This window comes from Kribbella orskensis, assembly GCF_004342085.1.
Classification (GTDB): Bacteria; Actinomycetota; Actinomycetes; order Propionibacteriales; family Kribbellaceae; genus Kribbella; species Kribbella orskensis.
Genome location: NZ_SLWM01000023.1, coordinates 1 through 13039, shown reverse-complemented (window position 1 = coordinate 13039; position 13039 = coordinate 1). Strand labels below are relative to the sequence as shown.

The 13039-nt window shown below is 65.7% G+C and carries 18 protein-coding genes and 3 pseudogenes; 13 read left to right on the top strand and 8 right to left on the bottom strand.

Translation table 11 applies throughout. The features are described 5' to 3' along the window. Positions 1-35 precede the first annotated feature (35 nt). Positions 36-776 carry an alpha/beta fold hydrolase gene (locus tag EV644_RS36320; protein ID WP_241999288.1) on the bottom strand — a complete coding sequence of 247 codons (741 nt, stop codon included), beginning with the start codon at positions 774-776 and terminating at the stop codon, positions 36-38. Here EV644_RS36320 and EV644_RS46825 point away from each other — a divergent pair. Then, on the top strand, positions 684-1067 hold the full coding sequence (locus EV644_RS46825) for a hypothetical protein (protein WP_241999289.1): 384 nt from the start codon (positions 684-686) through the stop codon (positions 1065-1067). The two genes, EV644_RS36320 and EV644_RS46825, sit on opposite strands and share 93 nt — an antisense overlap. A 40-nt stretch (positions 1068-1107) precedes the next feature. On the opposite strand, the pseudogene EV644_RS48320 reads toward EV644_RS46825, so the two are convergent. Together EV644_RS48320 and EV644_RS36315 are read right to left on the bottom strand one after the other, a co-directional pair. Further along, positions 1108-1338: pseudogene (locus tag EV644_RS48320) on the bottom strand (DUF365 domain-containing protein); the annotation flags it as partial. Positions 1339-1526: 188 nt separating this feature from the next. Continuing rightward, a complete protein-coding gene (locus tag EV644_RS36315; RefSeq protein ID WP_132194999.1) occupies positions 1527-2396 on the bottom strand; it encodes an AraC family transcriptional regulator in 870 nt (289 codons plus the stop codon). Positions 2397-2497: 101 nt separating this feature from the next. Here EV644_RS36315 and EV644_RS36310 point away from each other — a divergent pair, with 101 nt between their 5' ends. The 5 genes from EV644_RS36310 to EV644_RS36290 all read left to right on the top strand — a co-directional run bounded on the left by EV644_RS36310 (position 2498) and on the right by EV644_RS36290 (position 5579). Then, positions 2498-2683, top strand: a complete 186-nt coding sequence (locus EV644_RS36310; protein ID WP_199240193.1) for a hypothetical protein — start codon at positions 2498-2500, stop codon at positions 2681-2683. Next, entirely contained in the window at positions 2596-3264 is a 669-nt protein-coding gene (locus EV644_RS36305) for a TetR/AcrR family transcriptional regulator (protein ID WP_199240209.1), read from the top strand. Before EV644_RS36310 ends, EV644_RS36305 begins: the two co-directional genes overlap by 88 nt. Positions 3265-3447: 183 nt before the next feature. Continuing rightward, entirely contained in the window at positions 3448-4038 is a 591-nt protein-coding gene (locus EV644_RS36300) for a TetR/AcrR family transcriptional regulator (protein WP_132195003.1), read from the top strand. A 267-nt stretch (positions 4039-4305) separates the two neighbouring features. Next, on the top strand, positions 4306-4839 hold the full coding sequence (locus tag EV644_RS36295; protein WP_369410586.1) for a helix-turn-helix domain-containing protein: 534 nt from the start codon (positions 4306-4308) through the stop codon (positions 4837-4839). A gap of 95 nt (positions 4840-4934) precedes the next feature. Beyond that, positions 4935-5579, top strand: coding sequence for a histidine phosphatase family protein (locus EV644_RS36290; RefSeq protein ID WP_132195005.1), 645 nt, complete (start codon positions 4935-4937; stop codon positions 5577-5579). A 365-nt stretch (positions 5580-5944) separates the two neighbouring features. Here the strand turns inward: EV644_RS36290 and EV644_RS45675 are convergent, their stop codons facing one another. Further along, positions 5945-6085: a hypothetical protein gene (locus EV644_RS45675; protein WP_199240191.1), complete on the bottom strand. Its 141-nt coding sequence runs from the start codon at positions 6083-6085 to the stop codon at positions 5945-5947. A gap of 62 nt (positions 6086-6147) precedes the next feature. Between EV644_RS45675 and EV644_RS36280 the strand changes: the two genes are divergently transcribed. The 3 genes and pseudogenes from EV644_RS36280 to EV644_RS36270 all read left to right on the top strand — a co-directional run bounded on the left by EV644_RS36280 (position 6148) and on the right by EV644_RS36270 (position 8128). Beyond that, complete coding sequence (locus tag EV644_RS36280) at positions 6148-6792, top strand: SDR family NAD(P)-dependent oxidoreductase (protein WP_132195007.1); 645 nt, start codon at positions 6148-6150, stop codon at positions 6790-6792. Positions 6793-7122: 330 nt separating this feature from the next. Beyond that, a pseudogene (locus tag EV644_RS36275) lies at positions 7123-7477 on the top strand (transposase); the annotation flags it as partial. Positions 7478-7888: 411 nt separating this feature from the next. Next, positions 7889-8128 (top strand): DUF8836 family protein, encoded by a 240-nt coding sequence (locus EV644_RS36270; RefSeq protein WP_132195009.1) that lies wholly within the window; start codon positions 7889-7891, stop codon positions 8126-8128. 330 nt (positions 8129-8458) lie between these two features. Here the strand turns inward: EV644_RS36270 and EV644_RS36265 are convergent, their stop codons facing one another. Continuing rightward, on the bottom strand, positions 8459-8830 hold the full coding sequence (locus tag EV644_RS36265; RefSeq protein WP_132195011.1) for a GNAT family N-acetyltransferase: 372 nt from the start codon (positions 8828-8830) through the stop codon (positions 8459-8461). A 195-nt stretch (positions 8831-9025) separates the two neighbouring features. Here EV644_RS36265 and EV644_RS36260 point away from each other — a divergent pair, with 195 nt between their 5' ends. Together EV644_RS36260 and EV644_RS36255 are read left to right on the top strand one after the other, a co-directional pair. Beyond that, a complete protein-coding gene (locus EV644_RS36260; RefSeq protein WP_132195013.1) occupies positions 9026-9376 on the top strand; it encodes a GNAT family N-acetyltransferase in 351 nt (116 codons plus the stop codon). Positions 9377-9380: 4 nt separating this feature from the next. Further along, positions 9381-9692, top strand: coding sequence for a GNAT family N-acetyltransferase (locus EV644_RS36255; protein ID WP_132195015.1), 312 nt, complete (start codon positions 9381-9383; stop codon positions 9690-9692). A gap of 133 nt (positions 9693-9825) precedes the next feature. Here the strand turns inward: EV644_RS36255 and EV644_RS36250 are convergent, their stop codons facing one another. The 3 genes from EV644_RS36250 to EV644_RS36240 form a co-directional block, all read right to left on the bottom strand. Then, positions 9826-10458 carry a TetR/AcrR family transcriptional regulator gene (locus tag EV644_RS36250; RefSeq protein WP_132195045.1) on the bottom strand — a complete coding sequence of 211 codons (633 nt, stop codon included), beginning with the start codon at positions 10456-10458 and terminating at the stop codon, positions 9826-9828. A 12-nt stretch (positions 10459-10470) separates the two neighbouring features. Further along, the gene (locus EV644_RS36245) at positions 10471-10938 is read right to left on the bottom strand and encodes a hypothetical protein (protein WP_132195017.1); all 468 of its coding nucleotides are present in this window, start codon (positions 10936-10938) and stop codon (positions 10471-10473) included. A gap of 157 nt (positions 10939-11095) precedes the next feature. Next, entirely contained in the window at positions 11096-11683 is a 588-nt protein-coding gene (locus EV644_RS36240; RefSeq protein WP_241999285.1) for a GNAT family N-acetyltransferase, read from the bottom strand. Between the two features lie 245 nt (positions 11684-11928). On the opposite strand from EV644_RS36240, the gene EV644_RS36235 reads away from it, so the two are divergent. After that, entirely contained in the window at positions 11929-12267 is a 339-nt protein-coding gene (locus EV644_RS36235; RefSeq protein ID WP_132195019.1) for a VOC family protein, read from the top strand. A gap of 78 nt (positions 12268-12345) precedes the next feature. Then, positions 12346-12919: pseudogene (locus tag EV644_RS36230) on the top strand (IS256 family transposase); the annotation flags it as partial. Positions 12920-13039: the final 120 nt, after the last annotated feature.

Sequence of the window (13039 nt, the reverse complement as noted above, 5' to 3'; positions counted from 1 at the left end):
GTGATGTCGGCGCGGCGCCGCCCCCGCAAGGCGGGTCACAGCCGGATCAGGTCGGCGACCTCCTCGGGCAGGCCGGGTGACGTCATGACGTGGCCCATCCCGGGCACGACGTGCAGTACCGCGCCCGGAATCGCGACCGCCAGGGCCTCCCCGTGACCGAGCGGATAGACCGGATCCTGATCGCCGTGCACGATCGAGGTCGGCGCGGTGATCGACGACAGCGGGGCGAGCAGGTCAGGGGCGTCCATCCACACGGCCCGGCCGTGGTTGGCCGCGGCCGCCGGGTCGGTAGCCCGCGACAGCGCCAGTTCCAGCATCGCCCGGGCGGCCGGCTCGTCGAACGGCCGAACCGGCCCGTTGAAGACCCGGAACAAGGCCACGTCGGACTCCACGCCCGGCGGCAGCCCGGCGGCCAGATGCGCGAGAAACGCCGGCGACGGTGGCGGCAGATCATCCGGGTCGGCCGGCTCCCCGGCCCGCGCCCGTGCCCACGCCGGGCTCGGATCATGACCCATCTGCGAGCTGGACATCAGCGTCAAAGACCGGACCCGGTCCGGCGCGTGCACACCCAGCCACTGCGCGATCATGCCGCCCAGGGAAGTCCCAGCCACATGGGCGGATCCCAATCCATAACCGTCCAGCACGGCCAGGCAGTCGCGAGCCATGTCCCCGATCGTGTACGGGTGAGCATCGAAGTCGACAACGCTGGACCGACCGGTGTCTCGATGATCGAACCGGATCACCTGAACCCCACGCTCCACAAGCCGACCAACCAGCGCATCAGGGCAAAGGACCCCCTGAGCAGCCGACCCCATAACCATCAAAACAGCGGGAAGCCCAGGATCCCCGACCCGGTCAGTCCAAATCCGCAGCGGTCCGGAGGCCACAAATCGCTCGCGAGCATCCAACATGGAGGCACTGTAGCGGCTGCCTGCTGCCGAACGCCGACATTTTACCGATGGTCCGGCCGCCGTAGCGCCGAGCAGGTCGTCGCGTCGTCTCCGAGCCTCTTCCTCGGCATAGCGGCCGAGCTGGAAGCAGATGTCGTCGCTGCAGCGCGGGCCTGACCGGCCGCGCGAAGCTCGCGCCGCGGAGTCTGTGGAGCGTCAGCGGTCGGTCGAGTTCTTTGACGTCGTCGAGACGAAGTAGGTGCGCCTGCTCAGCCCCGGCGAGGTACTCGGTCAACTCGGCCCATGACAGCGAGAGCGTGTGCCGATATCGCCGCCACGCGGTGTGGGGGCTCAAGGCAACGACATCGACGAGCACTGCTATCCCGACGACGGCCATCGTTGGTGCGCTTGCGTAGAGGACTACGACTGTGCCGGGGGAGGCCTTGACGAGGAGTCGTCGAAGTTCGACGGTCGTGGCGCCGCTGAGGGATCGCTCCGGCGGAGCGGGGGCGGAGAGAGAGCAGCAATGACCTGTCGCTCACTTGGCCATCCCTTCGGCGTATATCGCAGCGAACAACTCGGACGATATACGTCGCGGCCCCTGCGGCGGTGCAGTTGACTGCGCGCGCGCCGTGGCTAGCTTGCGGAACTGCGAGTACGTGACCTGTACTCGCGGCGGAAGGCTGCCGAGAAGGCGAATTCTGTCGAATAGCCGACCTGGGGGGCGATCCTCGCCAGCGAGGCGTCGGTCTCATGGAGCAGTTGGGCGGCGCGGCTGAGCCGCCAGCCGGTCAGGTAGCGCATCGGAGGCTGGCTCACCACGGTCGTGAAGAGCTTGGAGAAAGCAGTGCGGGGCATACTTGCGACCTCGCTCAGCCGGCCCACCGTCCACTGCCGGTGCGGGTTCTCGTGGATCTCGCGCAGAGCGGCAGCGATACCTGGATGGGCGACCTCCGGCCACCACGACGTGTTGTCTCCGTGCCATTGACGGAGTATCTGAACAAGAATCAGATCCAGTAGCGCCCGTAGCGTTGCGCCGGAGCCCGGCTGGGCCATGGAGACGTTTGCGGCGAGGAGGTCGATGAGAGACCGCATCGCCGGATGGCGGTCGTAGTCCGGCGACAACACGATGAGGTCGGGCAGCGCGCGGAGGTACTGGGGCGCCTGGCCGTGTTCGAGCCGGTAGATGCCGCAAAGGAATTCGAAGGATGCAGGCTCTGGAGATGGCGGGCGCGGGTCCATTTCCAGGAGCGGAAGGTCCCGCAGCGCGCAGGGCGCCTGGCTGAGACCGTGCTCAGCGCCGGACGAGGTGAGCACGATGTCGCCCGGACACAGGGGCACGGGATCGTCCTGGCCGATCAGCCAGCAAGCGCCGTGCATGACGATGTGGGATCCACTGCCCTCGAACGCGGGGAACCGGACGCCCCCCGGTGCAGCTTGCCTGGTCAGCCGAGCGCCGGCGTAGCCGATCCGCACGGTGCGGATCACCTCGCTGATCAGATCCATGCCGACGAACTTGACGACGCACTCATCCGCGCACAGCCGCGTATGAACCGGTGCCGTTCGCGCATGGCACGGCACGCGTGACCGGTGCTTGAGTTAGTAGGGTGATCGACTACGCGAGCGCCGAGACCACTGAGATCCTGCGCGCCCATGCCGGAAACGTGGAACAGAACGAGCGGCCTGCCGGCGAGGGCTTGGACGCATTGCGCCAGGACGGCGTCTTCGCATTGCGGACACCGCAAACTCACGGTGGGGCAACGGGAGCGGTGCGCTCAGCAGCCGCGACCTGATCCTCAACACCGCTCGCACTCTCATCTCTAGCCATGGGTACGACGGAATGGTCATCTCCGACCTGTCCGAACAGTCGGGGCTGCCGCCGAGCTCGATCTACTACCACTTCGGGAACAAGCTGGGCGTGCTCGTCGCGCTCCTGGAGCGGACGTTCGAGGACCTGCACGCCTCGTTCCCGAGCCCGTCGGCCTTCGACGGCAGCCCGCCCCTCGAGCGCTTCGAGCTTTGGTTCACCGCAGCCTGCACCGCTCTCGATCAGCGGCCGGAGTACCTCCGGCTGCTGATCGCGGTCAGCATCGGTTCACACGCCGACGCCGACACCGTGCGGGGAACGGTGCGCCGGATTCGCGCCTACGGCTACACATCGTGGGTCGAGGCGCTCACCCCGGTCTTCGCGCCCGTGGACTCCCCGGAAGACACGGAACTCGTCGAGCGGCTGGCGGTGCTCGGCAGGGCGATGACCGACGGCCTGTCGGTGGCCACCAGCTTCGACGGTACGACGTACGTGTCTCACGTACCCGCGTTCGTCGCACTGGTCCGCGGTTTCGCCGAGGATCGGCAACGAGCTCGGCGTCGCTAGGACGCGCTCCAGCCACCGTCGAGGACCATCCGCGTGCCGCTGGCGCGCAGAAGGTAGGTCACGGCGCCGGCGACATCTCGGGCTCGTTGAGCCGGTTGGAAGACGCTGTCAGCGCGTCTCGAGATTGTCAACACCGAACGTTCTACCTACACTGGAGGCCGACCAGGAGACAGGTGAAACAAATTGTCCGAAGCACGGTCCCGGCTACTTCGCACAGCAAGCCGGCTGTTCTATGCCGAGGGGCTGCATTCGGTCGGCATCGACCGGATCGTCGCTGAAGCGCATGTCACGCGCGCCACGCTGTACCGGCATTTCCCGAGCAAGGACGATCTGGTCGTTGCCTATCTGGATGGGGCGGATCACGCGATCCGCGCGCAGGTCGAAAAGGCTCGCGCTGCAGGGCACTCGGCATCCGATGTGGTTCGGGCTGTCGGTGAGACCATCACAGACGGCATTCGCTCCGATGGCTTCCGCGGGTGCGCATTTCTCAACGCAGCGGCAGAGTACCCCTCTCTGGACCATCCGGTGCACCAAGCCGTCTTGAAACACCGGCAATGGTTTTTGGACACCATGACCGAACTGCTGGCACAGGCTGGCGAGTCGGCGCCCGAGCCTGCCGCAAGGCATTTCGTCATGTTGCGGGATGGCGCGATGGCCGCTGGCTGCCTGTCGGCTCCGGAGCCGATCTGCGAGACGTTCCGGCTTGGCGTCGAAGGAATTCTGGGTCGCCGCGACGCGTCCGTCGTCGTACAAACTGCGGCGCAGCCGGGCTGAAATCCTCGAGTCGAGCGCTTCCGGCGACAGAGGTGCCGGCGCTTCAAGCGAGCGGCCGTGCGCACGCGCCCTGATGGTCAACCGTCCGGACGTGGGAGTCATGCGCCCTGGCGAACTTGACGGCCCGCCGACCGGGAGCCCCTGGGACTGGCGCCAGCCCTTTGCTAGGGCTATTCCCGCCAAGTGCATCCGCTACCGCGGTTCTGCAACGAAGTTAGTTGATCAGGATCCTCCTCTGCTCCCGCGCAGAGGTTGCGGACCGCGTGCATGAGCTCGTATGCCTCGACGCCGTGGTTTGAGCAGTTCACTGTGCCCTGGAGAATGGCGATCAGCGCCATCCTGCGATCGATGCAGAATATGCAACCACCGGAGAAGGGGTCTGGTCATGGCCGAGGACGGGCACATCCGTGCGCTCCGGATCCTCGAGACGCTCGCCGGCCTACAGCAGCCCGCATCGCCGAGCGCGCCGGCATGCCCCGGACCAAGGCCTACCGGGTGCTGCGAGACCTCCAGGAACACGGCTACGTCGACCACATCGGGCGCAGCGGCTACCGGGTGGGCGGTCGCGCAGTCGCACTGGCCTCGCTCGTCGGGCCACGGCCGGCGCTGCTCCACCAGGCGCGCCCGGTGCTCATCCGGCTCGCCGCCAACGCGAGCGAGACCCGGGTCTGCAGCTCCGCAGCGGAGCCCACCGTGTCATCGTGCTCAGCGCCGCCCCCTGGCACTGCCGTCCGGCCGATCGTGCACGTCGGCGAACGTCACTCCTGCACCGTCAGCATGGGAAGGGCTTGTGATCTCTGACGGACCCAGATGGGACCCGTGCAGAGCGTCTCCCAGGCCTGTCGTGCTGACTCGTGAGAGGCTCTGAGCCCGCAAAGGTGGGTCGAAGGAGGGTAATGAGACACATCTACCTCGTCACGCATCCCGAGGCCCAGCATCACGTTGACGGCATCGTTGGAGGCTGGCACGACTCAGATCTGACAGCCCGTGGGCGCCTGCAGGCCGAACGCATCGCCGAGGTCCTGGCGAGCAGGATCGGACACCAGCCGGTCGAGGTCTACTCCTCTGATCTGCGTCGAGCCAGCCAAGCGGCAGAGCGAATTGCTCGCAGGTTCTTCGTCGAGGTCCGGACTGATGCGCGGCTTCGCGAGAGGTCCAACGGTGAGGCTGACGGGCGTCCCCAAGCGTGGCTCGCCGAGCGCCGCATCCCACTTCCGGAATACGGCGACCGACTCGGCCACCACGACGGACCAGCTGGTGCGGAGACACGAATGGCATTGGTCGAACGCCTGTACCCGGCTCTCGATGACATCCTCCGTCGACCAGTCGCGAACCAGATACTGGTGTCTCACGGGTCCGCGTCGAGCTATCTGATTGCTGCCTGGATCGGCATGCCGATGACGTCGACAGACCGGGTCTTCTTTCCGCTGACTTCAGGCGGTATCACCACCCTCCTGCGCAACGACACCCACTTCAGCCATCAGGTCGTGTCTCTGAACGAGACCCAACACCTGCAGGGTCTTGGAGAGATCACGTCGTAAGGAACTCGTACGTACGCGGCTGGAGTATCCGGTCCTGGAGGACGGAACAACATGGTCCAGGTCGACATCGGGCGTATACATCCAGTGAGCGACGACAGCTTGGACCTTCCGCGGCCGAGGTCGGCGACGCTCAATCACGAGTGATGGGTGCCTTAGGCAACTAGTCGAATCAGATCGGACTCTCTGCGGGCCAGGGCTTCCACTCGACGCCGTCCCAGCGTTCTCCGGCACTCTCGCGGAAATAGTTGACGGCGGCCTTGACCTGGTTGAGTGGGACCTTCGAGTCGTTGGGCCAGGGCGCGGAGTTTGCCCAAGAAGGCGTAGCTGATCTCATCGTCGGAGGTGTCGCCGCGGGTAGCCGCTCGTCAGCAGTGGGGCGCGATGACGGCTCGCAGAGCGATGTCGACGGAGGCCTGGAGCTCTTCGCGGCCGATACCCGCCGCGGCGTGGACGGCGTGACCCTCGCTGAGCGCCATCACGAATCGCGCCAGCGCCCGCGCCTCCACACCGGCCGGGAGGTCCCCCCTCCCTCGCCGCGCGGGACAGCCGTTCTTCGAGAGCGGACTCGGTGGCGGCCCGGCCGGTGGCCAGGATCTCGGAGATCCGGGCGTTCTCGGGCGAGCAGGCCAGGCCTCGAGGCGAGAAGGCCGCGGCGACGCTGGGCGCACGATTCGTGCAGCTCGATGTGACCGACGACGCGTCGGTGAGCGACGCGCTGGCAACCATTGCATCGGCCGAGGGTCGACTAGACGTCTTGGTGAACAACGCGGGCGTCTTCGGAGTCGGAACTGTCGACGGACCGACGGCCCTCGAAGTGTTCGACACAAACGTGGTGGGGATTGTCCGCGTCACGGAGGCGGCACTGCCCCTGCTGCGGAAGTCCTCGAATCCCACGGTGGTCACCGTTTCGAGCAGCACGGGATCGTTCTGGGCGGTGACGAATCCGGACCGGCCGGAGTTCAATGTGCCGGCCGCGCTCTACTCGGCGTCCAAGTCAGCGGCCACCATGCTCACCGTCCAGTACGCCAAGTTCCAGCCGGATATCAAGTTCAACGCGATCGAGCCCGGCTACACCGCCACCGACCTGACGGCCGCCCTCGGAGGCGGAAGGCCACCGGCGGAAAGCGCCAAGACCATCGTGCACTTGGCCACGCTCGGCGCGGACGGCCCGACGGGGACCTTTCAGGACGAACTTGGGACGTTGAGCTGGTAAGGGGCAAGCAAGGACTGAAACCATCTGCATGGCTGGTACCTGCGCTACGTCGCGGCGCTCAACGCCCATCAGTTCGATGGCATGGACTAGTTCCTCAGTTGGACCCGTGAGGGGTCGCGAGCTATGTCGGTTCACAACATCTTGGCTGGCTGTTCATCGGATCTATGCCATGGTCGGCTCGTTGGGGATCGCCTGTTTCTTCCTCCCTGGCGTCTTCCCAGGGTCTAGGAGGTCCAGCCGTAGGTCGTGATGTGGCGGTGTGGCGGTCCGGGACGTAGCGCAGCCACCGGTTGATGATCTCGGGTTGTGTGGAGTCAAGACGGTCGCGCGGTGGCTGCGTGCCATAGCGAAGACCCTGATCGTTGGCAGCTCGGGTTGTTCCTGCTGGGGTTGCTGGCTGGGCTGCCGCGGGTGAACTGCTGGACGATCGCCGAGCACGCTGGTGAGGTGTCCCCGGACTGCATGCAGCACCTGCTTGCTCGCGCGGCCTGGGACGCCGACGCGGTCCGTGACGATCTACGGGGTTATGTCGTGGATCACCTGGCCGATCCCGACGCGGTGCGGTGGTGGATGAGACCGGCGACCTGAAGAAAGGCACTCACACCGTTGGGTGCAGCGTCAGTACACCGGGACCGCGGGCCGGATCGAGAACGCCCAGGTCGGGGTCGACCTGGTGTATGCCGCCATACAAGTCGCACCATTCCGTGAATCGACAACTGCTTCCTATTCGACCAGGGCCGCTTCACCGAGATCAAACCGCGCGGCGCCGCCGGCAACGGGTCGCTGGCCACCGACGTTGACGACCGCGGTCGCGTGCTCGGCTACGTGCTCTGACGAGGACGCCGACAGTGCATCGTGGCACCGCGATCGCGAGCAGTAGCCCAGCCGCGACGAGCCCGAGCCCGCTGAGTCCGAACGCGATCCTGATACCGGGCGCAAGTCCGCCGCCACCGTCCTCACTCTCCTTGTCACCTCCCTTGATTACTCTTTGCCGACCAGACTTCACGTGGAGTTGCCGGGCCAAGCAATCGAATATCCTCGGAGGGCGTGCTGATACGCGGCGCGCAGGCGGCGGGCAGACGGCAGGAGGCCTCCGATGAAGGGTGATCGAGTCGAGATCGTCGTCGATGTCGGAGATGCCACCCGCACTTACGAGGTGGTGGCGACCAAGGCCGGACGTCGAGTAGAGACTGCGGTACGACGTGGCTTGGTCGAGGTCACCGAGCTGACCCGTAGTGGCGCCGTAGTCCGCACAGCACGGTTCATGGCGAGTCGAGTCGTTGCCCTGGTGGAACACCCCGCAAAAGAAGGCAAACCGACCGAGCCCGACGATTGATAGCCGCCGCCTCCGTCGTCCCCGACGATCAGCACCGTTTCGGTCGGAGCAGCAGGTGGAGGGACTGAGGTCTTGTCGAATGGGGGTCCCTACCAGCAGGAGACAGCCGACCGTCTGCGCCGGACCTGGACGCGGGCGCGCACTTTCCGAGGAAGCGCTAGCCGGCCCTGCGGTCTGGTACCTCGATCGGCGGACGACCTGACCGCCGTAAGTCCTCCCGAACGTTGCAGCGCCCCCTGCGACCCTAGGGGCGGTCTTCATGCGTCTCGTAGAGGAACGTCCCGAGTGTGGAGATCCTCCGAGGGATCTCCTGAGCGCGGCTGCGTGGGCTCAGCCACCAGCCTTCGCGCGCGCCGCTGACTCGGCAGCAGCACGATTGGAGTAGCCCGGGTGTCGGCCGTCGATCAGATCGGCATAGGTGGTCGTTCGCGAGAGGTAGTCGACCACAAAGGGGCAGATTGCGGTGATCGTGCCCTCGCGGGAGCGGATCTCATCGAGCACTCGACGCACCATCGCGCCCGCCACGCCCTGGTGTTGATGACTCGACTCGACTTCGGTGTGCTGGAGGGCGTACCGGTTGGGCCTCAGATGGGTGTAGTAGAGCCAGCCGACCAGCTCGCCGTCCCGGCAGAGCTCGAAGCGGCCTTGGCCGGTGTTGTCAATCAGGTCTTCGGCAGCCGCTGCCTGTCCTTCACTGCTCATCGGCCCACTCCCTCAACGTGTATCTCCGGCTTGCAATCGGGCAGTGCCCACTTCGGACTCTGCAGTCCAAGTATGGCGTGGGATGCTCGCGATGCAACGCTGCAATGCCGTAAGTTTGGACTGGATAGTCCGCACACGCCCTCGCGGGTGCTGGCTAGGCCTACCGACTAGAGACGAACGAGGCGAGAAGAGAGCATGAAGCCATCACCGGCCGCCGTCGAGGTGCGCAAGGACGAGTCCACCCGCCTCTACGAGGCACTGATCGATGGCCAGGTCGTCGGTAACCTGGCTTATGAGACTACCGGCGGGCGGGTCTCGCTCACGCACTCCTACGTGGACCAAGACCAACGGCATCGAGGTGTCGCTTCGGCCCTGACGCGCTATGCGCTAGAAGACCTGAGCCAGAGTCAGACCAAGACAGGTATCTACTGCGGCTTTGTTGCTGACTACGTCCAAGATCACCCCGAATGGAACAACGCCGTCGAGATCAACCGCTCGTCTTTCATCGCCACTCGCACCGCCCGAGACACGACCAGCGGGCGCTGACGCCATGGACGGCTTGCACGTCACCATCGAGCCTGATCGCATCGTCACCTCGACCCTCATCCTGCGGTCCTGGTCTGCCGAAGATGCCCAGGCTGCGTTCGAGATCTACGGCGACCCCGGAACCGCCGAGGCGACCGGAATGCGAAAGCCTGTGCGTGACCTCGCCGAGATGCGGAAGCTGTTGGGCCAGTGGGAGGTGCAATCGTCTCAGAGTTCTCTGCCGCAGGGCCTGTGGGCAGTGGAGGCCGCCGATGACGGTCAGCTCGTCGGCGCGACCCTGCTTCCCTTCGGGCCCCGGCGATCCCCAAGCTCGTGATGAGATGGCATCTGCAGCCCAAGGCCCGGGGTCGCGGTGTGGCCGGCCACGATGGTGCCCGCCGCGATCTTCGCTGCGCCCTCGTTTGACCGCGGGGAAGCGAGGCTCGCAGCGTAGGGATCTTGGCTTTCAATCAGTTGGTTCGTTCAGACAAGCTCTCGATGTGCGCAAGCGCCATATCGATCGAGGTTGCCATCGGGGTGACGTTCCGCGCGGTCTGAGACAGCATGTAGCCACCCTGGAGGGCGGCCATGAGCCCGGTTGCGAGCTGATCGATCGAGACGTCGGGCGGAAGGGCACCACCGTCTTGAAGCCTCTGCAACACACCTGCCAGGAGTCCCTGCCACTCGCTGAACAACCCGGCCAGGGCTTGGCGTGCGAGAGCGTCGTGATCGGAAACCTCAGAGGCCAGTGAGCCGAGCGCGCACCCGTAGGCGCCATGCCGGAGCGCGTTGTTCTGGACCAACGCGTCCCTCCAGCGTCGCAGGCCCCGGAACGTCGATACATGGCCGAGTGCGTCGCGCTCGCGCTCGATGACGCGTTGGCCCACATGCTCGACGACGGCGCGCACGAGTGCCTCTTTACCGTCGAAGTGGTGGTAGAGCTGTGACTTGCTCGCACCACTCGCCGCGAGCACGTCATCAAGCGTGGTAGCTCCGACTCCTTGGATGTACATGAGGTCGGCTGCTGCGGCCACGATTCTGGCCCGCGTCTTTGCACCGCGCGCCGTCAGGCGTCGGCCATTGTGCGAGTCAGCGGTCGTCATCACGGACTCATGTTACTGATTGGCTCGTTCCGTTGTGGTGTCACCGCTGTTGGCGTCCTCTGGCCCCCCCAGGGGCGCGAGCGCGATGTCGAGCGCGGCGTTGAGGGGCCATGGGTCTTGCGCAATCTGGCTCAGGGTGCTGCCGCCATGAAGCGCGGCGAGGATCAGAACCGCGGTCTTGTGGGGGTCGACGTCGTGGCCGTTGCTCGTTGCCTGTATTGCAGAACGGGTGGTGCTGAGTGTCACGTCGGCCTGCAGCAAGCGATCGACTGCCTCCTCGATGAATCCCCGCCACCGACCGAGGAAGTCGGCTCGCTCGGGCACATCACCGGTCTGCCGCAGTGCCAGCGCGTACGGTGAGCGCGGCGTCATGAGCTCCTCGACCACCCGACGTCGCCAACCGGCCAGCTTCGCCCCGTCAGTGACTCCAGCCAGACAAGCGCCCTCGCGGGCCAAGATTTCCGCGAAGTGTGTCCTCATCTGTTCCTCCCTAAGGCCAGCCCGGCGCCGCTCACGCATCCTGCCACGCGTTAGGACTATACAGTCCACTTAATGCGCCAATCGCGTGGAGGTCCAGCGGGCTCAGGGCAGGGTATGGCGGTGCTGCTCGAGAACAGTCAATGGACCCGATCAGGGATCAGCGTTCGACGGGGCCTGGCTCGAGCGTGGAGGTGTCCAAGTCGCCCTTGCGGAGCCGGAAGACCTGAAGGCGAAGGTCGTAGTACTTGTCCGTTTCCCCGACCCATTCCATCCCGATACGGCGGGCGGCGTGTGTGCCGCGTGCGTTATTGGACCGTACGACGGCGAAGACCTCTTCCTCGCCGTTGCTGAAGGCATAGTGGGCCAGTGCGTGCCCCGCCTCGGCCGCCAACCCCCGGCCCCACGCCCATGGAGCGAGCTGGTAGCCCAACTCCAGGTCGTCGCCTTCCGGCGGCAGCGGAAGAATCTGGCCCGAGCCTGCGACGCGCCCGCTCTCGGTCTCTTCGATCACCCACCGGCCACTTGGGCGCCCGTCGGATCCCAGAGGTGCGGCGATCCATCCGGTGATCACCGCGCACATCTGGTCGAGGTCGTTGACGCGATCCATCGCCGGGGCCAGCCACCGGGAGACCTCCAGGCTGCCGTAGATGTCGAGCGCCCCGGCTGAGTCATCGTGATGCCACGGACGCAGTTGCAACCGGGGCGTACTGATGGTCGAACCGATGATAGTTACCTCGTGAGTCAACGCTGCTCCTCGATGCGGGGACGGGGCGCACCGACGGCGCGCTTAGCGGTTGATGACGCTATCCCGTATTGGACGAAGTCGTCCATTTCGGCCGCGCCGGCTGAAGTGACGAAGAGCCCGGTACATGAGACGAAAGAGACGCAGCCTCCCGGGCACTAATCGAATGAGAGTCATGGGCACACATGACCTGTTTGCACCGGGCTTCAATCACCGCCGGGGCGAATCGTTAGATCACGGACAGCTAGATGACGACAAACATCGGGGCAGTTACCTTCAGCTGTCAAGATCCGCACAAGGTGGCCGAGTTCTGGGCCCACGCCCTGGGCCGCCACGTTGCGGCTTCAGCGGACTCAGGATCTGCGGCGATCCTGGCTGCGATCCCGCTGTACTTTCGCCGGTCCACATCCGAAACGACCGTTGAGAACAACATCCATCTTGACCTCACCACCGATGATCTCGACGCCGACGCCACCCGCCTTCGTGAACTTGGGGCAACCGAGGTCCGTCGCGGCGAGTGGCATTCCACCGAATCGATCACCTTCCTCGACGTCGAGGGAAACCAGTTCGACCTGATCGCGGAATAGGGCCCACACGGTCACACGGATGATCTTCATGTTCACCCCCGGCGGCACTCTCAATGCTTTGGAAGCCAGCGACCTTGACGGGTGGTCTCGCAGGCCGTTGTGGTGGCCACCGGGTGTGCGGCTGACGGGCGCCGGGAGGTGCTCGGGTTCGATGTCGGCGACTCAGAAGACGGCGTGTTCTGGACCGCGTTCCTGCGCAGCCTGAAGACCCGGCGGCCTGCACGGAGTCCAGCTTGTCATCTCCGACGCCCACGCCGGCCTCAAGCAAGCGATCGAGGCCGACCTGCTCGGCGCGGCGTGGCAGCGATGCCGGGTCCACTTCCTGCGCAACGTGCTCAGCCAGGTGCCCAAAGGGCCACGCCGAGATGGTCGCCGCCGCGATCCGCACCATCTTCGCCCAACCCGACCCGCTGCATGTCCGCGAACAACTCGACGTGATCGCCACCATGCTCGGACGGCAACTCCCCAAGGTCGAGACGATGCTGCGCCAGGCCGCCGACGACGTCACCGCCTTCGCCGACTTCCCGATCAGCCACTGGAAGGAATCTGGTCGACCAACCCGCTGGAGAGGGTGAACAAGGAGATCAAGCGCCGCACCGACGTCGTCGGGGTCTTCGCCAACCCCTCCGCACCGCTCCGCGCGTCGACGAGCGCGGGCGGGGCCCTGCTCAGGGTCGCGGCAATCCCCTGAAACCGTAGAGACTTCAGTTTTGTTGTTTTTTGGTTGGTTGGCCGGTGTCCCGCTGGCTGCCCTTGGGAGCTCGCCCGGAGC